At 56.8% G+C, this 24060-nt stretch carries 21 protein-coding genes; 10 read left to right on the top strand and 11 right to left on the bottom strand.

Features of this window, described 5'->3' with window-relative positions; translation table 11 throughout:
• A partial coding sequence (locus tag L1249_RS13350) for a helix-turn-helix domain-containing protein (protein WP_235253631.1) occupies nucleotides 1-101 on the bottom strand: 101 nt, incomplete at its 3' end.
• 62 nt (nucleotides 102-163) lie between these two features.
• Here L1249_RS13350 and tnpA point away from each other — a divergent pair.
• Together tnpA and L1249_RS13340 are read left to right on the top strand one after the other, a co-directional pair.
• Nucleotides 164-571, top strand: coding sequence for an IS200/IS605 family transposase (tnpA, locus tag L1249_RS13345; protein WP_371858625.1), 408 nt, complete (start codon nucleotides 164-166; stop codon nucleotides 569-571).
• Between the two features lie 190 nt (nucleotides 572-761).
• Nucleotides 762-2153 carry an alpha-amylase gene (locus L1249_RS13340; protein WP_228168956.1) on the top strand — a complete coding sequence of 464 codons (1392 nt, stop codon included), beginning with the start codon at nucleotides 762-764 and terminating at the stop codon, nucleotides 2151-2153.
• 134 nt (nucleotides 2154-2287) lie between these two features.
• Here the strand turns inward: L1249_RS13340 and L1249_RS13335 are convergent, their stop codons facing one another.
• Nucleotides 2288-4987 (bottom strand): bifunctional diguanylate cyclase/phosphodiesterase, encoded by a 2700-nt coding sequence (locus L1249_RS13335; protein WP_228168957.1) that lies wholly within the window; start codon nucleotides 4985-4987, stop codon nucleotides 2288-2290.
• 205 nt (nucleotides 4988-5192) lie between these two features.
• Here L1249_RS13335 and L1249_RS13330 point away from each other — a divergent pair, with 205 nt between their 5' ends.
• Complete coding sequence (locus L1249_RS13330; protein ID WP_228168958.1) at nucleotides 5193-6722, top strand: sensor domain-containing diguanylate cyclase; 1530 nt, start codon at nucleotides 5193-5195, stop codon at nucleotides 6720-6722.
• Between the two features lie 36 nt (nucleotides 6723-6758).
• Here L1249_RS13330 and L1249_RS13325 read toward each other — a convergent pair whose 3' ends face one another.
• From L1249_RS13325 to L1249_RS13310, 4 genes are all read right to left on the bottom strand, one after another.
• Nucleotides 6759-8063: a TRAP transporter large permease gene (locus tag L1249_RS13325; protein WP_054645047.1), complete on the bottom strand. Its 1305-nt coding sequence runs from the start codon at nucleotides 8061-8063 to the stop codon at nucleotides 6759-6761.
• Between the two features lie 23 nt (nucleotides 8064-8086).
• A complete protein-coding gene (locus L1249_RS13320; RefSeq protein ID WP_044629684.1) occupies nucleotides 8087-8650 on the bottom strand; it encodes a TRAP transporter small permease in 564 nt (187 codons plus the stop codon).
• A gap of 76 nt (nucleotides 8651-8726) precedes the next feature.
• A complete protein-coding gene (locus tag L1249_RS13315) occupies nucleotides 8727-9716 on the bottom strand; it encodes a TRAP transporter substrate-binding protein (RefSeq protein WP_044629685.1) in 990 nt (329 codons plus the stop codon).
• Nucleotides 9717-9729: 13 nt separating this feature from the next.
• Nucleotides 9730-10722, bottom strand: a complete 993-nt coding sequence (locus L1249_RS13310) for a LysR family transcriptional regulator (RefSeq protein ID WP_228168959.1) — start codon at nucleotides 10720-10722, stop codon at nucleotides 9730-9732.
• Between the two features lie 527 nt (nucleotides 10723-11249).
• Between L1249_RS13310 and L1249_RS13305 the strand changes: the two genes are divergently transcribed.
• From L1249_RS13305 to L1249_RS13295, 3 genes are read left to right on the top strand one after another with little or no spacing between them, the layout of a single operon-like run.
• The gene (locus tag L1249_RS13305; protein WP_228168960.1) at nucleotides 11250-12002 is read left to right on the top strand and encodes a 5-oxoprolinase subunit PxpA; all 753 of its coding nucleotides are present in this window, start codon (nucleotides 11250-11252) and stop codon (nucleotides 12000-12002) included.
• Entirely contained in the window at nucleotides 11999-12703 is a 705-nt protein-coding gene (gene pxpB, locus L1249_RS13300) for a 5-oxoprolinase subunit PxpB (protein WP_062374188.1), read from the top strand. The genes L1249_RS13305 and pxpB overlap by 4 nt, the downstream gene beginning before the upstream one ends.
• On the top strand, nucleotides 12700-13632 hold the full coding sequence (locus L1249_RS13295) for a biotin-dependent carboxyltransferase family protein (protein WP_228168961.1): 933 nt from the start codon (nucleotides 12700-12702) through the stop codon (nucleotides 13630-13632). The genes pxpB and L1249_RS13295 overlap by 4 nt, the downstream gene beginning before the upstream one ends.
• A gap of 54 nt (nucleotides 13633-13686) precedes the next feature.
• On the opposite strand, the gene L1249_RS13290 is transcribed toward L1249_RS13295, so the two are convergent.
• The 5 genes from L1249_RS13290 to L1249_RS13270 all read right to left on the bottom strand — a co-directional run bounded on the left by L1249_RS13290 (nucleotide 13687) and on the right by L1249_RS13270 (nucleotide 20050).
• The gene (locus L1249_RS13290; protein WP_228168962.1) at nucleotides 13687-14718 is read right to left on the bottom strand and encodes a leucyl aminopeptidase; all 1032 of its coding nucleotides are present in this window, start codon (nucleotides 14716-14718) and stop codon (nucleotides 13687-13689) included.
• Between the two features lie 128 nt (nucleotides 14719-14846).
• Nucleotides 14847-16355 carry a sodium:solute symporter family protein gene (locus tag L1249_RS13285; protein WP_088699226.1) on the bottom strand — a complete coding sequence of 503 codons (1509 nt, stop codon included), beginning with the start codon at nucleotides 16353-16355 and terminating at the stop codon, nucleotides 14847-14849.
• Nucleotides 16348-16536, bottom strand: a complete 189-nt coding sequence (locus L1249_RS13280; protein WP_088699225.1) for a hypothetical protein — start codon at nucleotides 16534-16536, stop codon at nucleotides 16348-16350. The genes L1249_RS13285 and L1249_RS13280 overlap by 8 nt, the downstream gene beginning before the upstream one ends.
• 21 nt (nucleotides 16537-16557) lie before the next feature.
• The gene (locus tag L1249_RS13275) at nucleotides 16558-19569 is read right to left on the bottom strand and encodes a c-type cytochrome (protein ID WP_228168963.1); all 3012 of its coding nucleotides are present in this window, start codon (nucleotides 19567-19569) and stop codon (nucleotides 16558-16560) included.
• Nucleotides 19562-20050: a (2Fe-2S)-binding protein gene (locus L1249_RS13270; RefSeq protein WP_213262411.1), complete on the bottom strand. Its 489-nt coding sequence runs from the start codon at nucleotides 20048-20050 to the stop codon at nucleotides 19562-19564. Before L1249_RS13270 ends, L1249_RS13275 begins: the two co-directional genes overlap by 8 nt.
• 464 nt (nucleotides 20051-20514) lie before the next feature.
• On the opposite strand from L1249_RS13270, the gene L1249_RS13265 reads away from it, so the two are divergent.
• The 4 genes from L1249_RS13265 to L1249_RS13250 are packed head-to-tail and all read left to right on the top strand — an operon-like array spanning nucleotide 20515 to nucleotide 23992.
• Nucleotides 20515-21675 carry an FAD-dependent monooxygenase gene (locus L1249_RS13265; RefSeq protein WP_213262410.1) on the top strand — a complete coding sequence of 387 codons (1161 nt, stop codon included), beginning with the start codon at nucleotides 20515-20517 and terminating at the stop codon, nucleotides 21673-21675.
• Nucleotides 21672-22490 carry an alpha/beta fold hydrolase gene (locus L1249_RS13260; protein WP_213262409.1) on the top strand — a complete coding sequence of 273 codons (819 nt, stop codon included), beginning with the start codon at nucleotides 21672-21674 and terminating at the stop codon, nucleotides 22488-22490. Before L1249_RS13265 ends, L1249_RS13260 begins: the two co-directional genes overlap by 4 nt.
• Before the next feature lie 15 nt (nucleotides 22491-22505).
• Nucleotides 22506-23288, top strand: coding sequence for a maleate cis-trans isomerase family protein (locus tag L1249_RS13255; RefSeq protein WP_319001043.1), 783 nt, complete (start codon nucleotides 22506-22508; stop codon nucleotides 23286-23288).
• Between the two features lie 11 nt (nucleotides 23289-23299).
• Nucleotides 23300-23992 carry an N-carbamoylsarcosine amidohydrolase gene (locus L1249_RS13250; protein WP_213262408.1) on the top strand — a complete coding sequence of 231 codons (693 nt, stop codon included), beginning with the start codon at nucleotides 23300-23302 and terminating at the stop codon, nucleotides 23990-23992.
• Nucleotides 23993-24060: the final 68 nt, after the last annotated feature.

Raw genomic sequence — 24060 nt, 5'->3', positions numbered from 1 at the left:
AGGCCGGTGTTGTAGCAGAAACGTACCGCACCGAACTGGCGGTTCAGGAACTCCGCCTGCTCGGTCGTGGGATAGATGCGTACCTTGGTGGCCTTCAGCATGTCAGTGCTCACTGCTATAATAGCCAGAGATTAAGGACTATAACGAGGAATGTAAAGTGAGTGTGTATGAAAGTTATCGGCGAGGGCGGCATAGCGTCACTCGGCTAGTCGTCCACCTTGTTTTTACGACGAAGTATCGGCGCAAAGTGTTCGACGGCTACATGATAGGGCAGCTCCGAGAGGCATTTGAATCAGCTTGCGAAAAACTCGACTGCCGCATCCTTGAGTTCGATGGTGAAGAAGACCATGTTCACCTGCTCGTGGAATATCCGCCGAGGCTGTCGATCAGTGTGCTGGTCAACAATTTGAAATCCACGTCGTCCCGACGGGTGCGGTTCTTGAATGCCCATATTCCGCGCCTCAGCAAGAGCGCCGTGCTGTGGTCGAGATCGTATTTCGCTTGTAGCGCAGGCGGAGCCACTATCGAGACGCTCAAGGCTTATGTGCAGGGACAGAAGACACCAGAATAGGGCCGCTTGTGCGGCCCCCGCTTACCTCCCCGCCCGAGTGGGCGAGGGTTCACGCGGGTTTTTGCTGACGTTTTCCACAAGTAGGCGCCCTCCTCCTCTTATCTACGCCCCTTAACAGGCTCGCGAGGAGGGTTTGAGTCACCCTGCATACCGTCATGTTATGAGCAACAATGACAACAAAGGTGATCTTATGTTTGCGAAATACTCCGTTGCCCTGGCTACCAGCGCGACACTGAGCATAGGGCTTTCCGCGCAACCTGCTAGCGCCGACACGTTCGTACACTTATTTGAGTGGCAGTGGGAGGATGTTGCCCAGGAGTGCGAAAATTGGCTAGGCCCAAAAGGATTTAAAGCCGTACAGGTCTCGCCCCCACAAGAGCACATTCAGGGTGATGCTTGGTGGACTCGCTACCAACCGGTCAGCTATCAACTTGAAAGCCGCAGCGGCTCCAGCGAAGCATTTGCTGATATGGTGCAGCGCTGTAACGCAGCGGGGGTCGATGTTTATGCGGATGCGGTGATTAACCATGTTGCCCACGGCAAGGGCCTGGGCATTGCAGGCTCCTCTTATGACAGTGAAGCACTGAGCTATCCCCATTATCAACGCGACGACTTCCACGAACCCTGCGGCATCGAACAGAGCGACTATGCGCAAAATGCCGAAAGCGTTCGACAATGTCAGTTAGTTGGCTTGCCCGATCTGAACACGAGCGACCCCACCGTGCAGAGCCGTATTGCGGATTACTTGGATACCTTGGCAGCACTGGGTGTGGGAGGTATTCGGATCGATGCAGCCAAGCATATGGCACCCAGCGATATTGCGGAAATTCTGGCGCAGGTAGACGCTCCGCTTTATGCCTTTCAGGAAGTGATTGACCTAGGGGGCGAAGCGATCAGTGCCACGGAGTATCAAGGCACGGGGGATATCACCGAGTTTCGCTACGGCGCGTCTCTTGGTGATATTTTCAACAATCAAGCCCTTGCCAACCTTCAGCAGTTTGGCGAATCGCCTGCCCTGCTGCCGAGCGAACAAGCCGTCGTATTTACCGACAACCACGATAACCAGCGTGGCCACGGTGCGGGCGGCAGCAATATTTTGACGCATCGAGATGACGTGCTTTATCGCTTAGCCAACATGTTTATGCTGGCATGGCCTTATGGTTACCCGAAAGTCATGTCAAGCTACGCTTTTTCTAATAGCGACCAAGGCCCACCGCAAGTCGCCGTCTACCAGCAGGGCGAGGCCCAATGTGGGGAAGCCTGGGTATGCGAACACCGCTGGCCCGAGATTGCCAATATGGTCGCGTTTCGCCAACAAGCCGAAGGCGCAGAGGTCACCCACTGGTGGGATAATGGCCATCATCAAATCGCCTTCAGCCGCGAAGCCCAGGGCTTTATTGCGATTAACCGGGAGCAGCAAGCGCTCACCCACACTTTTCAAACCGATATGGCAGATGGCCGCTATCAAAACGTGACGGCCGAAGAGCAATGTATCACGGTGGAGAATGGTCAGCTCACGCTGAATATCCCCGCCATGTCTGCGGCGGCTCTGCACGTCGGTGCTCCTTGCCCAGCCTCATAACTTAGTCATATAGCGGGCTCTGCCAGCAGAGCCCTTCAAGGAGACGCTATGGCCCGACTGGCAAACCTGACCATGCAGTTAAATCACCTTAGTAACAGAGGTAGTTGCGGCTGCCCGCCAATCTAAACGCCGCGCTAGCCGTTTAGCCAAGTGCGGGCAAACTCATCGGCGGGCAGCGGTCTTCCAAACCAGTAGCCCTGAGCCTGATTGCAGCCCATCTCAGCCAGCAGCGCCGCTTGCTCGGCACTTTCAACCCCTTCGGCGAGGGTTTTCATTTCTAATGTGTTCGCCATGGCAATAATCGTTTGCACAATCGCTCGGTCGTGATGGTTATCGAGCATATCGCGCACGAAGGAGATATCGATTTTCAGCGCGTCGGCGGCAAAGCGGCGCAGATACGAGAGCGATGAGTAGCCGGTGCCAAAATCATCGATAAACAGTGCGTACCCAGCTTTGCGCATGGCATGAGTAATGATGATGGCTTGATCCGGGTCGCGCATAAAATCGCTTTCCGTCAGTTCCAAGCCAATCGCACTGGGTGAAACGCTGGAGGTAAGCGTCGCAATATGCGCCGTCAGCCGGGGGTCGGCAAACTGCTGCGCGGAGATATTAATCGAAAGCCGTCCCGGCAGCGGCGTGCTCGCCGACTGCCAAGCGCTAAGCTGGCGAGCAGCCTCCTTCAGCACCCAGTCGCCGAGTAAACGAATCAGCCCGCGCTCCTCCGCTAGGGGAATAAACTCACCGGGGCTAACCCAGCCCCATTCGGGGTCGTGCCAGCGGCATAGCGCTTCTGCCCCGGTCAGCGTTTGGGTATGTAGATCTACCTGAGGCTGAAAGTAGAGCTCAAGCCGCCCTTCTAAAATTGCCCGATGCAGCCGCTCGGTCATCCATTGGCGGCGCTCCAGCGTATGGCGCATGGCCTGGGTGTAGGGGGAGATATTCGTATCACGCTTTTTGGCGTGATGCAGTGCGATGCTAGCCGCGTTGAACAGTTCGCTGACTTTAGCTACATCGCTCGGATAACGCGCGAAGCCAATGCTGACATCCAGGTTAAACACGTGGCGATCCAGACGAATAGGCCGATTCACCAACGCACATAGCTGCTTCACCACCTCATCAAGGCTGGCACGTTCAGTATGGGGGAAAAGGAGCGCGAACTCATCGCCAGAAAGCCGCGCACAGTGCACGCCCGGCAACTCTAAATGGCGTAGCCTTCCTGCCACAGTGGCCAGCAGCTGATCGCCAATTTGATGGCCGTACAGGTCATTAATTTCTTTAAAACGACGCAAATCGAGCAGCAGTAATGCCAGTGGCGACTGCTGCTTTTGGGCCTGCTGGCCCATCTCACGCAGGTGTTCCATAAACTGCACCCGGTTTGGCAAACCGGTAGTGCTGTCGGTATAGGCCAGCTGGTGCATATGGCGGTGATCGCGGCGTCGCTCTAGCTCCGCCGCAGCACCGTTGGAGAGAATTTGTAGCACCGATGTCGCAAAGGCATTTGTCGTGAGGGGCGCTTGATAAAACACCATCATCACTCCGATGGCTTCGCCTTTTGCGTTATCTAAGCGTCGACCAATCCATGCCTGCGCACTCAGCGTCGCTCCCGGCAGCGTGAACCGCTGGCCGTGATGCACGACGCTCTCTTGCTCTAACACCACCCGTTCGACGGGGGTGTCACGCAAAAGAAAGGTGTGATTTTTACGGATTTGGCCGTCGACCACTAAGCTTACGGTATGGCCTGTGGTCGCAGGCAATAGGCTATTGGGGTGAGTGTGCTCGCTCTGTTGAGACGGCACAGGTTGGTCTAAGAGGGCAATAAAGCCCGCATCGGCTTCTAACAGCGTGGTGAGCGTAGAAATAAGCTGCTGAAAGTAGTCATCCCCTACCCGCGAGGTGACGGTTGAGGCAACTTGCACCACCGCCTGCTGCACCCGTTGTGCCTCTTGCTGGTCGGTCACGTCGGTAATAAAACCTTCCAGGCAGAGCACGTCGCCCTCATCAGAAAAAATGGCCTGCCCTTGCTCCCACATCCAGCGTTCGCTGCCGTCGCGATGGCGAATGCGGAACGTCATGCGATAAGGGCGTCGCTGATGAATGGCGGACTGCACGGCTTTAACCAGCCGGTCGTGGTCTTCTTTGTGGATTAAATTCGCAAAACTGGTGATGCGACTATTCTCAAGCTCATCAGGCCGATAGCCGGTCAGCGCTTCAGCACCCTTGCTCACTAGCTGCATGGTCCAGTCGTTATCATTCAGGCAGCGGTAAGCCATCCCCGGTAGGTGATTCAGCAGGGTATTGAGCCGACGTTCGTTCTCTTTGGCAGCGGCTTCGCTTTTGCGTAGCGCATTTTCCGCTTGGCGACGCCCTAATTCAGCGCCAGCTTGGGCGGCCGCAATACGCAGAATTTCATTTTCCAATCCATCAAACTGTATTGGCTGATTGTGGAGCACTGCCAGCAGACCAATGGCGGTGCCATCTGGGGCGAATAGCGGCAACCCCATATAGCTATCGGCACCGAGCTGGCTTAGGAGATCGTCTTCTGGAAAGCGGGATTGCACATCGCAGGCGTACAGACAGGGCTCATGGCCCACCACGGTTTCGCAGGGCGTGCCCGCAAGAGGGTAGGTAATATTGGCCTGCAGGGCATCGCTTGACCAAACGGCCAAGGTTTCGGCTATATTAGCTTCAGTGACCACGGCGACCAGTGCGTGGTCGACATTGAGTAGACGAGCCAGCTGCTCCACCAGGATAGCGAAGAAGTTGGGATGACCACTGGGCCCAAAACCTTCCGCTAGCTGACGAAAAACCTCTGCTTCTTCTTTCCTTGTGTGCATCGTCACACTCACTTATGTCGTTATAGAGCAGCTAAGCTTTGCCTCCGTTTTAACAAAGCACAGCGACATTTGCACCATAAACAGCTACCTTATGGAAGAACACTGGGGCCATAAACGATATCGGCCACCCCTAACATTATGTTAGAAACATCTATCGATATTATGTTGACTGCCCGCTTCGCTGCACGGCATTTGAGGAGACACTATGACGGGGCCTACTGCCGTCAGCGAAACACTCTACACCTCGCTAACTGACCAGCTGCCCAGCTTTCTTAGCAGCGCGCTGCTTCAGTGTAAGCGGCTGCCTACTCTACCGGCGGTCGCCCTCAACATCCTGGATATCTCTCGGGGCGCTGAGGCCACTTTGAGCGACTATGCCAGTGCCATCGAACATGACCCCGCGTTAACCGCGCGGATCATGAGCGTGGCCAATAGCGTTCACTACCTGCGCGCGGCACAGCCCCCCCATACGTGTTTTGATGCCACACAGCGCATAGGGCTAGATGTCACCCTGGCTACCGTATTGAGCTTTTGCCTGTTTGAAAACGATCATGGCGCACGCGGTCGCTTACCGTTTTGGCAGCGATCTATCACGGCGGCCGTCGCCGCCAGCTATCTCGCACAGCAGCTTTGTCCTCACCAATCAGGCAGCGTATTCACCACGGCGCTGCTGCAAGATATTGGTATTTTAGCGTTACAAACCGCTTACCCCGGCGACGCAGAGCGACTCTACGGCATCGAGAACACCTCCCATCAACACATTATGCAGGTGGAAAAGCGCTATTTTGGCTGCCACCACGCCCTTGTGGGCGCTTGGTTGCTGGCGAAATGGGGTGCCCATGACGGCTTGATTCACGCCATTCAACACAGTCACGATGGCCTGGATACGGAAGATAACGCGGCACTTTGCCTACGCGTCTCCGGCGCCATCGCGGATGCTTGGTTATCGGCGAACCCTGCCGACGCTTTAGCCGGCGTGATGCGCCAGCTCAACGCGTTAACCCCATCAAGCGAGTGGGCCATGTCGGGGCTGTTGGCCCATTTACAGCAAACGCTTCCACCGCTGATGGAGACGCTCGGGCTGGGCATGCCGGTCACCGTTGATAGCGTCGCCCTGCTAAAAGAGGCCCAGCAGCGGCTTTTTGAACACACCTTATCACTAAGCGCACGCTTAGATGCTCAGCAAAAAGCGCGGGAAACGCTGCTCAACGATTATGCCGAGCTGCAACAGCGCAGCCGGCTCGACCCGCTAACCCAATTAGCGAATCGCGCTTGGCTAGAGGAGCAGTTACGGGAACGCTTCCGCCTTTGCCTCACAACCGAACGAACCATGTCGGTGGTGTTTATCGACCTGGATCATTTTAAGGTGCTGAATGACCGATATGGTCATCAGGCGGGTGATCAGGTGCTGGCTCACTTCGGCAGGATGCTCGCCTCGTTAATTCGCGTGGGCGATCTTGCAGGCCGCTATGGTGGTGAAGAGTTTCTGGTGATTCTTCCCGATGAAGATGCCGAGGGTGCTCGGCGCTTTGCTGAGCGTATTACCCGGCGGCTGCAGGAGCGGCCCATGGCCCGAGTAGACCAAGAGCCGCTTTACGTGTCCGTATCGATTGGCGTGGCCTGCCTCACCGACGGCGGGTTTGGAGATGAACGGGAGCTTATCGACGCCGCCGATCAAAGCATGTACTTCACCAAGCGCTCTGGCCGGGGCGGTGTATCGGTTTATGGCCACTAACCCCGCCGCTTGTCGGCGGGGCGGTGGAGTAAAGGTTTAGCTCGTCATTGCGTAGGGAAGATAGAGCGCAATGCTGGGGAAGATATGCATAAGCGCAATAGCCAGCATCATCAGCAGGAAGAAGGGCAGCGTGGCCTTGGTAATGGTCAGAATATCTTTGCCGGTTAACCCCTGAATCACAAACAGGTTAAATCCAACCGGCGGTGTGATTTGCGACATCTCCACCACAATCACCAAGTAGATACCGAACCAAATCAGGTCAAAGCCTGCCGCGCTGACCACCGGCATGATAATCGCCGTCACCAGTAGGATGAGCGAAATACCATCCAGAAAGCAGCCCATGATGAGTAGCAGCAACGTGAGCGCAATCAGCAGCATGGTGGGCGACAGCCCCATTTCACCAATGGCCTGAGCCAGCTTCATGGGTACCTGGGTAAAGCCCATGGCTGAGGTTAAAAACGACGCCCCGGCAATAATAAAGGCGATCATGCAGGCCGTGCGTACCGCAGCAAACAGCGAATCGGTAAAAATCGCCCGATTAAAGTGGCCGTTGAACCGAGCAATGATCATCGACAGCACCACGCCAACCGCTGCCGCTTCCGTCGGCGATGCCAGCCCGCCGTAAATCGACACGATAATCCCACCGATCAGCAGCAAAATAGGCACTAACGCCCAGGTATTGCGCAGCTTTTCAGCAAAGCTCATATCGGATTCATCAGCGCCGGTCAGGCCGTCACGGTTGCCTTTCAGTAGCGCCCAGAGCACCAAATAGGCCATGAACAGCGCCAAGATCATCAAGCCTGGGCCAATGCCCGCCATAAACAGCCGCGAGATGGATTGCTCAGTAACCACCCCGTAGACGATCAGCACGATCGAGGGTGGAATCAGCAGGCCCAGGGTAGAGGCACTGGCCAGCGTCCCGATAGCCATATTGCTGTCGTAGCCCCGGCGCTCCAGTTCCGGCAGGGTCATTTTGCCCACCGTGGCACAGGTAGCCGCCGACGAACCGCACACCGCCGCAAACATGCCACTGCCAATGATATTGGTATGCAGCAAGCGGCCCGGCAGACGGTTCAACCAGGGTGAAAGTCCACGGAACATATTGTCCGCCAGCCCCGAGCGAAACAGAATCTCGCCCATCCAGATAAACATCGGCAGCGCGGTTAAATCCCAGCCGTAGCTTGCGCCCCAAAAATCGGAGGCCAGAATCGGGCCAGGGTCAAAAGGGCTGAAAAATTGCAGCGCAATCCACGCTGTGCCTATCAAGGCAAAGGCAATCCACACCCCGCTGCCCAGCAGCAGCACCAGGGTAAAAATAGTCGCTAAACTTAGTAGTAGCACGAGGGTATCTCCCGAGTAGCCGCTTAATGCGCTTCGTTATCGTCGATGGAAGTGGCTTCGCGGAAGCTTGACGGGTCGCGTATGGCAATGCGCCCGGCCATCCACAGCGCTTCTAACAGCGCCAGGGCCAGCAGCCCTACCCCAACGGCCAGCACCACCTGGGGGATCCACAGGGGAATCGACAAAAAGCCCGACGACACATCGTTGTACTCTAGGCTTTCCCTCGCCAAACCAATCAGGCCGTAGGCCAGTAGTACGCTGATAACCAGCGCAATAATCAGCCCAAACACCTCAAACCACACGCGCACCGCAGAAGGCAGGCGTGAAATCAGTAAGGTCACGCGGATATGGGCGTGGTGAACAAAGGTGTAGGCCAACCCAAGAAAGGTGGCACCTACCAATAAATAGGAGGCCATTTCCGAGACGCCGGTAATGCTGACACCGAGCCGCTCCTGGCCGACCAAAACCAATAGCGCATCTACTAAACGGAAAGTGACCTGAAGCGCGATCAGCGCACAAATCGCCACCATGCATGCTGCTGCGCCCCAGGCACCTAGGCGGTAGAGTTTGTCGAATTTAAACGTCATGTTCGCAGTCTCACAGAGCGCGTAGGGAAAGGGGCAGCCCTCGGGCTGCCCCAGGCGTTACCGTAGCAACGAAGGGTTAGTTGCCACGCTGGGCGCGGTAGGCTTCCAGTGCCGCTTTGGCTTCGTCATCGGCGCGGGACTGCCAATCGGTGAACAGCTCGTCACCCGCCGCTTGCAGCGCAGCAGCTACCTCAGCGTTGGGTTCGGACACGCTGATGCCGTTCTCTTGCAGCGCCGCGAGGCTCTCGTCATTGTTCTCACGGCTCATCTGCCAGCCGCGCTCTTCGGCACGGGCCGCCGCTTCCATCAGCGCTTCTTGCGTCGCTTCGTCAAGACGATCGAAGCTGCGCTGGCTGATGAAAACGATGTTCTTCGGCAGCCACAGGTTGGCATCGGTGTAGTCGGTGACGTAGTCCCAAGCGGCCATGGAGTTGCCGGTAGAGCTCGACGTAATCATCGCGTCCACGCGGCCGGTGCTAAAGGCCGTGGGGATATCAGACTCTTCGGTTTCGGTGGGGCTACCGCCTAGGTTATCGACGAAGCGCTGGGTGTTGATGTTCGGCGCACGCACGCGCAGCCCCTCGAACTGTGCCGGATCCGTCAGCGGTTCCGCCGTGTAGATGCCCTGTGCAGGCCAGGCAACGGCATACAGCGGAATCAGCCCTTCATAGGCGAACAGCTCGGTAATCATCGGCTTAGTGGCTTCCCACAGCGCATAGGCATCATCGTAGCTACCGGCGACACCGGGCAGCGTATCGACTTCAAAAATCGGGTCGTCGTTAGAGAGAATCGAGAGGAACACTTCACCGGCATCAATCGTGCCACGACGCACAGAGGGTTTGATTTCGCCGTGAGACACCAGCGAACCACCGCTATGGACAGTAATGGTGAGTTCGCCATCAGTGGCTTCTGCCACATCTTCCGCGAACTGCTTGGTGTTTTGGGTATGGAAGCTGGCATCCCCATAGGGCGTGGCCATGGTCCACTCGGCGGCCTGAGCCGTGGCGGCGGCGGCAAGGCTGCACGCCGTGGCAAGAAGCAGGGGGGTCGCAATGCGAGTACGCATAAGTAAAGTCCTCTTATTCATAGGGATGGAGGTGCTGTACAGGGGTGGAGGAGGCGGCGTTAGGGGTCACCCAACGCCCGGTAAAACACGTGTTAGTAATCTCGTTATGCTTTTCAGCGGCATACTCTAGCGCGCACTCCTGCGCCAAGCGGCCAACGCCACGGCAGAAACGAGGATGATTTGCGCTGCGCCAAATAACATCATAGTGCATGGCTGGTAGTGGCGTAGGAAGCGCCAAACGGAACAGCTCGCCCCGCCGCCACTCATCCAGCACGGTGGCTACTGGTAGCGCGCCGATACCCAGCCCTTCCGTGGTTAAACGCACAATCGTCATCAGCGTGCTCACACTATGAATACGCGGCTGTTGAACACCTTGGTCGGCTAAATAACGCACTAACTCTTCATACGGACGCGCTAGCTTGCCAAAGGAGATAAACGGCAGCGTTGAATGCCAAGCATCGGGGCGTTTGCTTAACATCTGGGCGTGTCGAGGTGAAACAAACATCCCCATTTCATAGGGGCTGAGCGTCTCATGGTCAATTTGCTCTGAAGGCAGGTAGCCGTTCATGGCTAGCAGAATATCCAGCTCATTGCTGTTCAGCCGCTCGTTCAGCGCCGGGGAGTAATCCACGGTGAGCTCAATAATCAACCGCGGGTAGCGCTCGGTGAGCCGCTGCATAAACGTGGGGAACCAACTGTGAGCAATGGTTTCAATCGTGCCCAGGCGCAGCGGGGCGGAAAAGTCTTCTTCACTATCGAAAAGTTTAAGGGCTTCATCGCGCTGGGCCAGCATACGTTCGGCATGCAGGAAGAACTCCCTACCACGCATAGTAGGCTGAATAGGCCGCGCCGAGCGCTCAAGCAGTAGCTCGCCCACCGTGCTCTCTAAACGCGAGATACGCTCAGATATCGACGGTTGCGTAATGTGTAAACGCACCGCCGCTTTACGAAAAGAGCCAAGTTTCACCGCCCAAACAAAGGCGTCGAGTTCCTTAAAATCCAGCATCGTGCTTAACCAGCCTGTAATGAAGCATTCACGGGAAGCACAGCGTCAAGCGCCTCCACCACGCCACACACCATGGTCTCCCATCGTGAGGCATTGATATGCAAATGTAAGTGAAACATGTCGTGTTGGGCACGGACATGCTGTCGCGGGGCTGGCAACCGCATGTGGTACTCCTCGAAATCACCCTTTCATTGCCATTTTTATTGGTGGCGCAACGGCGCTACATCAGGCGGATAAGGGCATCTCTTTTGTAATCTTTTTTGAGTCGCTTTATTTAGTTGATAATCGTATAGCGCCCTAGCGTCAACTATTTTTCCACTAAATAACAGCATGATAGGAAGCACCGATACTTAATATCGCTAAAAACGATTGGCACTTGTGACGCAGGCTCCATATATTATTTTTGCGCTAACAACACCATAAATAGGCTCATTAATACGTCATCACTATGAGCAAATAGACTGTCTCATTTGGCTAATGAATAGCGATATCAATTACTAACAACACACAACCCGGCAGGAGACGTTATGGCGATTCCGCTGCTTAACTGCGATATGGGCGAAAGTTTCGGTAACTGGTCGATTGGCTTGGACGCTGAGGTCATGCCCCACGTTGACTGTGCCAACATTGCCTGCGGCTACCACGCCTCAGACCCCCATGTGATGCGTAAAACGGTGGCACTTGCCGTCCAGCACGGCGTGAAGATCGGCGCGCACCCCGGCTATCCCGACTTGATGGGCTTTGGCCGCCGCTCCATGGCCTGCTCTCCTGCCGAAGTGGAAGACATGATGCTCTACCAGATCGGCGCGCTGGCAGGCATTTGCCAAGCGGAAGGCACCGCGCTGAGCTACGTCAAACCCCACGGGGCGATGTACAACGACATGGCTGCCAATCTGGAATTGCTGGAAGGTGCCATGCGGGCCGTGAAGGCATTCGATGCCCGCCTGCCGCTCATGGTGATGGCCACGGCCAACCCAGAGCCGCATCGTCAATTAGCGGAAAAAATGGGCGTGACGCTGTGGTTTGAAAGCTTCGCTGACCGCGCTTATGAGGCCACTGGGCATCTCGCGTCTCGCCGCCTGCCGGAGGCTGTGCATCACGACCAAGCCACTATCGTCGCCCAAGCCGTTGCCCTGGCCAAAGGCAAAGCGCTGACCGCCCGGGATGGCAGCGCCTTACAGCTCCCCTGCGACACGCTCTGCGTGCATGGCGATAACCCCGAATCCGTGGCCGCCGTGCGCGCCATTCGTGAGGCCTTTACGGCGCTGGAGTCCGCGTGAAACTGCGCTTAGAAACGGCGGCGATGGACGCCCTGACGGTGCGCCTGTTCGATGCCATTGATGAAAGCAATATGGCGTGGATCATGGCCGCTGACGAGGCGCTGCGGCGCGCCTTTGATCACGCGCTGATTGATCTCATCCCGTCATACACCACCCTGCTGGTGCATTACGACTGCCAGAAGCTCACTTTTGCCCAGGCCACGACGCTGGTGCGTAGCGCACTGCGCAATCTCACGCCCGCCGATGCCCAAAAGGGCCAGCTCCACGAAATCCCCGTATGGTACGACGAGAGCGTTGGACCGGAGCTGCCCACCGTTGCCAAGCGCGCTGGGCTCAGCGTCGAGGCGCTGATTGAGCGCCACTGCAGCCACGACTATTGCGTGTTTGCACTGGGCTTTGCCCCTGGCTACGGCTTTATGGGCCTGGTAGATGAGGCCATTGCCACGCCGCGTTTAAAAACGCCCCGCCGCCGCGTGGCGGCCGGAAGCGTGGGCATTGCCGACCGGCAAACCGCCATTTACCCCCTGCTTTCGCCGGGCGGCTGGAACATTCTTGGCAGAACGGCCGTGCCGCTTTTCGAGCACGCCAAACGTGGCGAGCCGCTGCTGCGCCCGGGCGATAAAGTGCGCTTTAAGGCGATATCCCAATCAGAATTTGAAGCGGCTGGGGGCGATACCACCCCGCTGGAGGAGCGGTCATGAGCCAACCCATGTTGACCGTCAAGCAAGCCGGACCGCTGGCGCTGATTCAAGATGCGGGCCGCTTCGGCGTCGGCCACTTAGGCGTGACTCAGGGCGGTGCCGCCGACTGGATCGCCTTCCGCTGGGCCAACTGGCTACTGGGCAACCCGCTGGAGAGCGCTGCGCTGGAAATCGTCATGGGCGGCAACCTAACGCTGGTGGCCAATAGCGACGTGCGCCTTGCCCTCACCGGAGCCGACCTTGCCGCCACGCTGGATGGCCAGCCGCTGACGCCCAACGACAGCTTTATGATGCAAGCGGGCCAAACGCTGGTCTTTCGCCAGCCGAAAAAGGGCCTGCGCGCGTACCTCGCCTTTCCTGGCGGGCTTGATGCGCCCGAGGTGCTAGGCAGCCAAGCCTGCACGGCAAGAGAGCAAATCGGTGGCCTGCACGAAGATGGCAAACCGCTTAAAACTGGCGATCAGCTCACCTGGAAAGGCAGCAGCGCCACGCCGCGACAGTTGCCTCAAGGCACCCAACTTCCCCTGCCCGACTCAGAAGAAACCGTGCTGGACATGGTGCTGGGCTCCCAGGCCGCGCACTTTGCCGGGCGCAGCCTGTTCGATGCATTCAACCAGCCCTGGACCGTGGACCAACGCGCCGACCGCATGGGCATTCGACTGACCGGCAAAGCGCTGAACAGCCGCCTTGGCGGTATCGTCTCCGAGGGCATCCCGTTAGGGGCCGTGCAGATTCCTCCCGATGGCCAACCGATCATCCTGATGAACGACCGCCAAACCATTGGCGGCTACCCGCGCCTGGGTGCTTTGACGCCCATGGCCTGCGCCCGCCTCGCCCAGTGCTTGCCGGGCACCAAGGTGCGTTTGCAGCCGATCAGTGCGACGCAGGCGCAGGCAGCGTATCGCAAGCAGCTGTTGCGGTGGAAGTAGGCTGAAAAGCCCCTGTAGACAGGGGCTTATATCGACAATATTACTATCTGCGGCTTAACGTCTTTGCATCTGCAGCTCTTTCACGACGATATCGCCATCGATGACGATGGGCTCGTCATCTAGAAAGAGCGAGCAGTTGCGCATCGGTATATCTAGATGGCAGGCAGTATCGTTGGAGCCGCCCAGCTCGCTGTTCGGGCCGGTTGAGAACATCACGTTGCCATAGAAGCTGCGCGGCTCCATCCCCATGCCACCTGGGAACTCGCCTGGCACCATGCGGTGCCACTTGGCATTGGGATTCATGCCCCAGCCCACATGGCTCATGCCCATGCCGCGCGGGTCATTAAAGCTATCCATATAGGACTTCACCAGCTCCGCATCGAGCCCGCCGCGTATATCGGTAATCCAGCCCTTCTCAATGGTGTAGGTAATGGGCTCTCTGACATACATGTTCTGGGGGAGCAGAATATCGCCCGGCGCTACCACAATGGTGCCATCGACGCCATCGTCATCGCCGCCGGTAAATACAAAGCCAGAGGGCCAGTGATCCCAACGCCCCGGTTCGTCAGTACAGGCATATTCAGCAACCGTCTCATACGTATTCAGTTGGTAGGTGACATCAGTGCCGTGGGGCGAGGTGATGCGCATGACCTTGGCTTTTTCGAGCAGCGCGGCGGCCAGTTCGACCTTTTCTCTCAGCTCCTTGGTGGGCAGCATTCTGGCCAGCAGTTCCGGGGGCTCAACCGCCGTCAGTATACGCGTACCCGCGGCTTGGATCGCCATTTGTTCGGGAGAGAACAGCAGGAAAATACAATCGATCAACATGTCGCAGTTTTTAAGCGCTTCCACCGCATCGGGCATGCTGGCAAGCCCCGTTGCTCCCACGGCCCAGCCACCGGTGGGTAGCGGCGCGGGTAACCGCATATGGTACATATTGGCGCCTAAACGCTGCCCCGCCGCCATAAAGGCATCCGCATAATCGAGGCGTTCGCTGCCCTGGGTCAGCACGACGAGTTTTTCGCCTTCATGTACGCCGGACATTTTTAGCTGATGGAGGCAAATTTCGGCAAAGCTTGCGTGATCCATAAAGTCTCCTAACTCCCCAGGCGAAAGCACAGCTATAGCGTACTGGGAAGTGTTAACTGAGAGCGCTCGTGCTCGCCTGTAGGCACACCAAGCGCTCTATGGTGTTATCGGTCAAAGCTGAACGTCAATTAGGCAGCCGCCTCTTTCGTCGCTTGATCGGTGGTAGTACGGCGCTTTTTACCCAGCTCTTCAGCGATGGCGGTAAAGAAGGCATCCGAAGAGGCTTGATGAGGTTTGGTCATAAGGCTAACGCCAACAAACAGCACACTAGCGACCACAATGCCCCATACGCCTGCTGGCAGGCCCAACAGCGAGTTCCCGGTGGCATACATCAACAGTACAAAGGCGCTGGTGCCCACCACGCTGACCAGTGCACCGACGCCAGTACCGCGCTTCCAATAAAAGGCACCGATAAGCGCAGGCACCATGGCAACCAGCCCCGAAGAGGCAGCCACCGACAGCACCGCAATAAGGTCAAGCTGCAGCTCGGCAAAGGCCAGCGCCATTAGCGCAATCACCGGCACCACGAACTTACCCACCAGCAGTTGGCGCTTTTCACTGACGTTCGGTTTAACGTTGGCATAGACATCCCGGGAAACCATGGAGGCCAGAGTCAGCATGATCGAATCGATGGTGGAAACGGCCGCGGCCATAATGCCGATCATCACAATCACCCCGAGTACCGGTGGCACAAACTCCGAAGCCAATAGGGTGGGCGTGGCTAAATCTGCACGCTCCAGACTCGGGAAAGCGGCCAAGGCCGAGAAGCCCCACAGCACAGAGACCATGGTGTAAATAAAGCCAAACACCAGAAAGCCAATCAGCATATGGCGCATGGAGCGCAACGAAGAGGGCATAAACAGACGCTGGCTCACTTGCGGATTAGAGAGGCTAAAGAAGAACCAGGGAATCGTAAGCCCTAGGAAAGTGACAAAGCTGAACAGGCCAGGGCCAGGTACCGTCAGTGACTGCGGGTGCTCCGTCGCCAGCGTATCGAATAGCGCACCAAAGCCACCCAGCCCCTGAATTACCAGGAAAGCCACCAGCGTTGAGGCGACAATCATCATGATCGCCTGAAGGGAGTCGGTCCACATTACCGAACGAATACCGGCAATATAGGAGAAGAAGATAGCAATCACGGTTGCCAGCACCACACCGGTGGTAAAGGTTATCGCCCCATCGGTAATTCCTTGCAGCAGGTAACCAACGCCGGCGAGCTGAACAGCTGAATAAGGAATCAGGAAGATACAGCTGGCAATGGAAACGGCCATGGCCACATGCTTGCTGTTGTAGCGGTGGCCGAGCATCTCGCTAGGGGTTACAAAGCCAAACTTCTTGCCCACCGCCCAGAATTTGGGCCCGAAAATAGCCACCAGGGAAACACCGGCGAAGTAGATAATTTCAAAGCCTAGGGCGCCAACGCCGCCGGCATAGGTAAGGCCTGCCAGGCCCACCATCATAAAAGCGCTGTAGGTAGTGGCACTGTAACTCAGCGCCGAGACAAAGCCGTTCATTTGTCGGTTGCCCAAAAAGTAGCCGGACATGCTTTCTGAAGGGCCTTGGCGGGACATAATCGCAATACCAATCGCGATTAATAAGTAGATGGCAATCGACCACCAGATGAGTGACTCAGTCATTGCTGTGCTCCTCAAAATCTTTAGTGATAAACACGTTCAGCGCAATGACGACTAGTCCGGCAACTGCCCAAAACAGGAAGCTGCCATACCAAAGTGTCACCCCGCTTAATAGGGTGTAAGGCACTAAATAGCTCAGCAAGACGACTGCCCATACTAGCCATATCCATTTACTGCGTTTCATAGTCCACCTCGTTTTATTCCGTCAGGGAGAAGAGTGTGAGTTGTTGTGGTGAGGCTGGCGTAAATCTGCGCTACGTTGTTTTACTTGTTGCCAAGGCGCTTTGTCTGGGGCAAAACGCGCTCGGAGATAGGTCGTCAAATCAGCGACCTGGGTATTACTAAAGCTGTCGGCAAAGCCTGGCATGCTACCAATACCGGGAACGTGTTCGGCGTGAACACCGCCCAAAATTGACTGAATAACGTTATCGGGATGATCGCTGTGCAAATTGGTATTCAGCGCCAGATTAGTGCTTGCCCTCGAAAAGGTAGGCACACCAGAATCAGCATGACACGCCGCACAGGCGCCCTCGAAGAGCCGCTCCCCTGCCTCCATTTCTGTTGAGCTAACGGCGGCACTGGTCACGCGCTGCGTAGCGTCCGCCACGGCCGTATCGCTATTAGCTGTGGGCGCCTGCATCTGGGCAGCCACATAGTGGGCAATAGCCCGCACATCGTATTCAGGTAGCTCAGCCAGCCCCGCTACCACCGGCGCCATAGGGCCAGAGGCAACACCGTGCAGCTCAGATTCACCGTGGCGCAGATAGTCGTAAAGCGATGTTTCACTCCACGGGATGGGCGCACGCGACAGCGTATTAAGCGGTGGCGCTTCCCAACCATCTACAAAGGCACCGGCAAAATATGCCTCGCCGCTTTTCTCAGCCCCCATGGCATTGCGAGGGCTATGGCAGGCGCTGCAGTGGCCTAATCCTTCGGCAAGGTAGGCTCCCCGGTTATACAGCTCGCTTTGCATGGGGTCAGGCTGAAAAGGAGTTGCGTCGTGATAAAGCGTATTCCAGCCTGCCATTAAGCTACGCACACTGAAGGGGAAAGTGAGCGCATTGGCTTTTTTTTCAGTCGACACGGGGGGCTGAGCCATTAAGTAGGCGTAAAGCGCCTGTAAATCGGCATCACTGGTCTTGGCAAATGCCGTATAGGGGAACGCGGGATAAAGGTGGCTGCCATCACGGCTAATGCCGTGTCGCATGGCGCGCTCAAAGGCTGCGTAAGACCACTGACCAATCCCCGTCGCCTCATCCGGCGTAATGTTCGTGCTGTAGAGCGTCCCGAAAGGTGTCTCAAACCCACGCCCACCGGCATTGGTCACGCCACCTTCGGTGGTATGGCACGCCGCGCAGTCACCTGCAGCCGCAACGAGTCGCCCGCGCTCAATGGTCTCGGCAGAATAGAGATTGGCGGCTGGCCGAGAGACAGGCGCAATGGCCCCTTTCCACGGCCATGCCATGGCCGCAGTGCCCGCAATGGTGGTGAACGCTGCTGCGGCTAACCAGCGCCGTTTCGTTGACCGCGGCGGTTTCAATTTAGATGGGCGCCCTGCCTCCTCGGTGGACGAAGCTTCGAGTGCCTGGCGCACGCGCTTGGCGGTAAACGGTGGTTGGCGAAAACGCAGGCCAGTGGCATCAAAAATCGCATTGGCTATTACCGCAACACCCGGCGATAGCTCCGCCCCGGTCAATACGTCTTCACCGACGGTTTGATTAGCACCTTCCTCAACAGGGCTTGACGAAGATGCGGTGGTTGGTAATCCTGCGGAATCTTCACGTTCAGTCAGCGCACGACTGCCGTCACCCCACTCGTCGAAACTGGGCGCCTGCCCCAAAAGGGGGCGCGCTTCCCCCAAGACCCGGGCCTGTAGCGTTTGCTGAAGGCGATCAGTATCCACATCAGCGCCGACGTCTTGACCAACGACCAAACGGGTAAGCTGAACATCGCCGGTAACACGATTAACCTCCACATCGGCAATCCAGGCAGAGCGCACGCCCGATTCCACGCGTTGTTCGCGGTCAGGTAGTTGGGAGTAGGCAAAACCCCGCCCGCGCAATAGATCCTGGGGTAAAGAGTCCGCTGATGGATTGAACGCCCTTTGCCACTCGGCCCGTTTAGCAACGGACTCAATCAGCTCAATACCACGCGCATCGTCAAGATGGCGAAGTCGCAGCGCGACAGGGTCTTGATCACTCTCACGGGCCACCTCATCTAAAAAGGATTCCCGCGCAAACGTCTGCTGTATCCCCATTAAGGTGGAGTTGGAGGAGAGCGAAGCTGGCTGGGAGCGTGCGGCAAGGTATTGATCGCGAAATACATAGGGCGAGAACGGCGCTGTGTCTTGCTCGCCGACGGTGGCCTCAGCACTAGACGTTGCTATCGTGGCCCGGCCACTTAACAACAACCCAACGGCAGCCACCTCACCAGTAAGATTGGCCTGCTGATAGTGATAACGGGCTATCTCACCACTACTGGCAATATCCGCGTTTAGGGTAATTCGCTGCGCTTGGCCCAATGCCTGAACATCCTTGGCGTAGCGGGCATCCAGCCAGACGGCGACTGGGCCGCCCACAGCTCGCGACATCAACGCTGCATCCACGGCGGCATCGTCACCGCAATGGCGACCCAGCCCTGAGGCCTGATGTGATGTGTGTTCACCATCGGAGCTATAAAGCTCAATCTGGCTAATATCCAGCGCGGTTAAACGGCTTAGATCCTGTTTAAGCGCCGTTGGGGTAACGGTTTGCCCCCACACACTCAATTGTTGATCGCGGCAATCGGCGATTACCCAGCTGGGGTGATGGCCCCAGCGCATGCGACTCGGCCAGCCATACGCATGGTTCGAATGCGTGTATGACGGGCTAGGCTTAACAAGAGGCGATTCACAGGGCGCTTGATCGCTATCAGGCGCTTTTTCGGGCGCCTGGTGAACGGCCTGCCACTCAACCTGCAGCTGTTTAGCGGCATCGGTCGCCAAGGCCAAACTATCGGCCACCACCCCCACAAAGCTCCCTTCCACCACTACTTCAATAGATCCGGATAGTGAGGCAATACTGCTGCTATCGACGCCCACTAAGCGATCACTATCAAAGTGCTCGCCATTCCACCGGTAGTAAGGAGGACGCACGACGACACCAAAACGTGCCTTCGCTAGCAGCGCGGGGATGCCGGCCTGTTTTTGCTGGCCATGGCGCATCGACCCTTCACTCATGAGAAGCCTCCTGCAACGCGGCCGCGTTAATGACCACGGCACGCTCCGCTGCCTGGAGAATTTCAACATGGGTGCCACATCGACAGAGGTTATGCTCTAAAGCGGTGCGAATCTGCTGTGCAGAGGGTTGGGTATTATGGTTTAGCAGCGCACGAACAGTAATGATCATGCCGTTCAAACAGTAGCCACACTGGGCTGCCTGAGCATCGATAAAGGCTTGCTGTACAGGGTCAAGCTCACCGCCCTGGGAAAGACCATCAAGGGTGGTTACCTCATGGCCAACGGCAGCGGACACAGGCAGCACGCAGGTGCGTGCGGCCATGCCATCGATCAATACGCTGCATGCCCCACACTCGCCCAAACCACACCCATACTTGGGCCCATTGAGCGCCAGGTCATTACGCAACACATTGAGCAGTGGTGTCTGCGGCGGCACGGCCAGCTCGCGTTCTTGCCCATTGATAGTTAGCTTTAGCGTCATAGGGGATCATCATCGTTATTGTTACGCCCGCCCTTTTGCTCTGAATAGGGCTTGGATATGACTTAGATATTACTAATAAACACTGCCTGCCAAACACGCTTCGTAGCACCTTAAACCCGCCTATTTTCATCTACCTTTCACATACGGCCAATTCACTTGCACCAGCTAAGTGCAGAGCTAATACCCATCGAGCATTAAAGGTGCGTACACTATAAAAATAAGCCTAATAAACGTATAGCACTCAATGGATGCGTTTTTCAAGTTTTTGCATAAAACCCAAAAAACAACCACAAACCCATTAAATTCATATATTTATTAAAAAATACAGCTTTATTCACGTTAAAAAATAATTTCGAAACTAATTCTTGACCAAAAAATAAATGGTGTATACGTTATTTTATAGAGATTCACGAACGCATTCAGAAACGAGTGATAGGCGAATAAAACAGCGAGGAAACCAGTATATGAACAACAAACCCACCATCGCCGTTATTGGCGCGGGCCTTGGCGGCGCCGCTGCAGGCGCGCTGCTGCAGCAAGCGGGTTACCCCACCAAGGTGTACGAACAGGCACCAGCGTTTGCGCGCCTTGGGGCGGGCATTCACCTTGGCCCCAACGTGATGAAAGTGATGCGCCGGATCGGCATTGAGGAGAAGCTCAATGCCATGGGCTCACACCCCGATTACTGGTTTAGCCGCAACGGTATGACCGGCGAGTATCAGTCTCGCATCCCGCTAGGCGAGTTTGCTCGCGAAAACTATGGGGCGGCCTACATCACCGTACACCGTGGTGATCTGCACGAATTGATGGTCAGCACGCTCGACCAGGACAACCTCTATTTCGATAAGCGCCTGGTCGATGTGGATGACAGCGGCGACAAGGTGGTCATGACCTTTGCCGATGGCTCAACCGAAGAGGCAGATTTGGTGATCGGCGCTGATGGCGTTAACTCGCGGCTACGCGAGAAGCTGCTTGGCCCTGAAGCGCCTATTTACAGTGGTTGGGTCGCTCACCGGGCGATTATCTCGGCGGAAAAACTCAAAGCATACGACCTGGATTTCGAAGCCTGCGTGAAGTGGTGGTCGGAAGACCGGCACATGATGGTGTACTTCGTGACCGGCGACGAGAAGGAGTACTACTACGTGACCGGCGTGCCTGAACCCGATTGGAGCCACGGCACTTCCTTCGTCGACAGCTCACGGGAAGAGATGCGCAAAGCATTCGAGGGGTACCACCCCACCGTACAAGCGCTAATCGACTGTACTGAAAGCGTTACCAAGTGGCCCCTATTGGAGCGCAACCCGCTACCCCTGTGGCATGAAAATCGGCTAGTGTTGCTGGGCGATGCCTGCCACCCGATGAAGCCACATATGGCCCAGGGCGCCGCTATGGCCATCGAGGATGCCGCCATGCTAGTGCGCTGCCTGGAGGAAGTGGGCGCCGAGCACTACCAACAGGCATTCGAACTTTACCGCACCAACCGTTTTGAACGCGCCTCGCGGGTTCAGCAGGTTTCCCATGACAATACCTGGTTACGGGAAGACGAAGACCCGGCCTGGGTATTCGCCTATGACCCCTTTGAAGTAACGCTGAAGCAACCCACCAGCCAAGGGAGCCCAGCATGAGCAGCACCTATCTCTATGGCGCCAACGTGCACGCCAATGGTATTCGTCAGCACTACCTGCGTTTTGGTGGCAGCGCCGAGACCTCGCGCCAGCCGCTGGTACTGATACCGGGCATTACCAGCCCGGCCATCACCTGGCGTTTTGTGGCCGAGCGACTCGGTCAGCACTTCGACACTTATGTGTTGGATGTCCGTGGGCGCGGTTTGTCGTCTACCGGGCCCGAGCTCGATTATGACACCGACACCTGCGCCGACGATGTGATCGCCTTTATCGATGCGCTAGGTCTAAGCAATGTCATCCTGGCGGGCCACTCCATGGGTGCGCGCTTTGCGCTACGCGCCATGAGTCGCGGCGCCAAGGGAATCGACAAACTGGTACTTATCGACCCACCGGTTTCAGGGCCAGGACGCCGTGAGTACCCCAGCAAACTGCCCTGGTACGTGGATTCGATTCGCGACTGCACGCGGGGTGCCGATATCGAGACCATGCGCCACTACTGCCCCACCTGGAGCGACGAGCAGCTGCGGTTACGCGCCGAGTGGCTACACACCTGCTTTGAGCCCGCCATCGTTCAGGCGTTTGAAGAGTTCCACAGCGTCGATATCCACCAGGATTTTCCCGGTATCAAAGTGCCTACACTGCTGATGTGTGCAGGCAAGGGCGGTGTTATCCAAGATGAAGATCGCGCCGAAATACGCACCCTGCTGCCGACGATTCGCATTTCCACCGCGGAACAAGCGGGCCATATGATTCCCTGGGATGACTTCGATGGCTTTTTTGCCGCCTTTGAAGACTTTCTGGGCACACAACTCTAACAAAGGCCAATAATCATGACCCACAGTGCTATCACCCGAAATGCCATGACCAAGACATACCGTATCGGCCAGATCGTTCCCAGCTCCAATATCACTATGGAGACTGAGATCCCCGCGATGCTGGCGGCGCGGCAGTTAATTCGCCCAGAACGTTTTACCTTCCACTCCAGCCGTATGCGCATGAAGACCGTCAGCAAGGATGAGTTGGCGGCCATGGATGCAGAGTCTGACCGCTGCGCCCTAGAGCTCTCTGACGCGGCAGTGGATGTGATGGGGTATGCCTGTTTAGTCGCCATTATGGCGATGGGGCCTGGCTACCACCGAGCGTCGCAAAAGCGCCTGCGCAGCCGAACCGCAGAAAACGGCTGCGATACGCCCGTGGTGACCAGTGCAGGTGCTCTGGTGGATGCCCTGGGTGTGATGAAGGCCAAGCGCGTGGTGGTAGTGGCTCCCTACATGAAGCCGTTGACCGAAATGGTGGTGGACTACATCCGTCAGGAAGGCATTGACGTGCTCGACTACCGAGCGCTTGAGATCCCCAATAACCTGGATGTCGCTCGCCACGATCCCGCCAATCTCCCCGAAATCGTCGCCAGTCTCGATTTAAGTAACGTGGACGCTATCGTCTTGTCAGCTTGTGTACAAATGCCATCGCTGCCGGCCGTCGCCAAGGTCGAAGCCCTGACCGGTAAGCCGGTGGTTACCGCAGCTATCGCGACCACCTACGCCATGCTCAAGGCACTCGACCTGGAGCCCATCGTACCGGGCGCAGGCGCGCTTTTATCAGGGGCTTACTAGGAGATAGCGCCATGACGAACCCCAGCCAAGCAACCAACGGCAGCGAAGCTAGTGACCGCTCTTTAGATGACAGCTTAGATAACAACTACAAGGGCGTGTGGGATGGACGCATCGGTTTTGGCAAAACGTCCGCGCTGCTGGTGGTTGATTTTATGCAAGGCTACACCACACCAGGTTCGCCGCTATTTGCCCAGGGCGTGGTGGATGCGGTGGCCAATATGCCGCCGCTACTCAATACTGCACGGCGCACTGGCACGCCTGTTATCCACACCAACATCCTGTATCACGCCCCGGATCAAATCGATGGCGGCATTTGGGTCAAGAAGGCGCCGGTCATGCGGGCGATGGTGGCGGGTAATCCTTACGCCGAGTTCTGCCCCGAGGTGGCACCCCGTGAAGATGAGCTGGTAATGACCAAGCAGTATGCCAGCGCCTTCTTTGGCACCTCGCTCGCCTCCACGCTGGTCGCCATGGGTATCGATACGCTGATCATCACCGGCTGCTCCACCAGCGGCTGCATTCGCGCCACCGCCGTTGACGGCGTACAGCACGGCTTTCGGGTGATGGTGGTACGTGATTGCGTAGGCGACCGCCACCCCGCGCCCCATGAAGCTAACCTGTTTGATATCGATAGCAAATATGGGGATGTCATCGATAGCCAGTTGGCTATAAACCATCTATTGACCAACCCGAGCAACACATAGCCCATTGCTGCAGCAAAGCCACGCGACCCTAGCCCCCTGCTGCTGCATAGAAGAGGAGAAAAAACGGT

The sequence above is a fragment of the Halomonas sp. Cn5-12 genome, from assembly GCF_021532545.1.
GTDB lineage: Bacteria > Pseudomonadota > Gammaproteobacteria > Pseudomonadales > Halomonadaceae > Vreelandella > Vreelandella aquamarina.
Note: the sequence above shows the minus strand (reverse complement) of the source record. Positions and strands in the feature narration are given on the sequence as shown.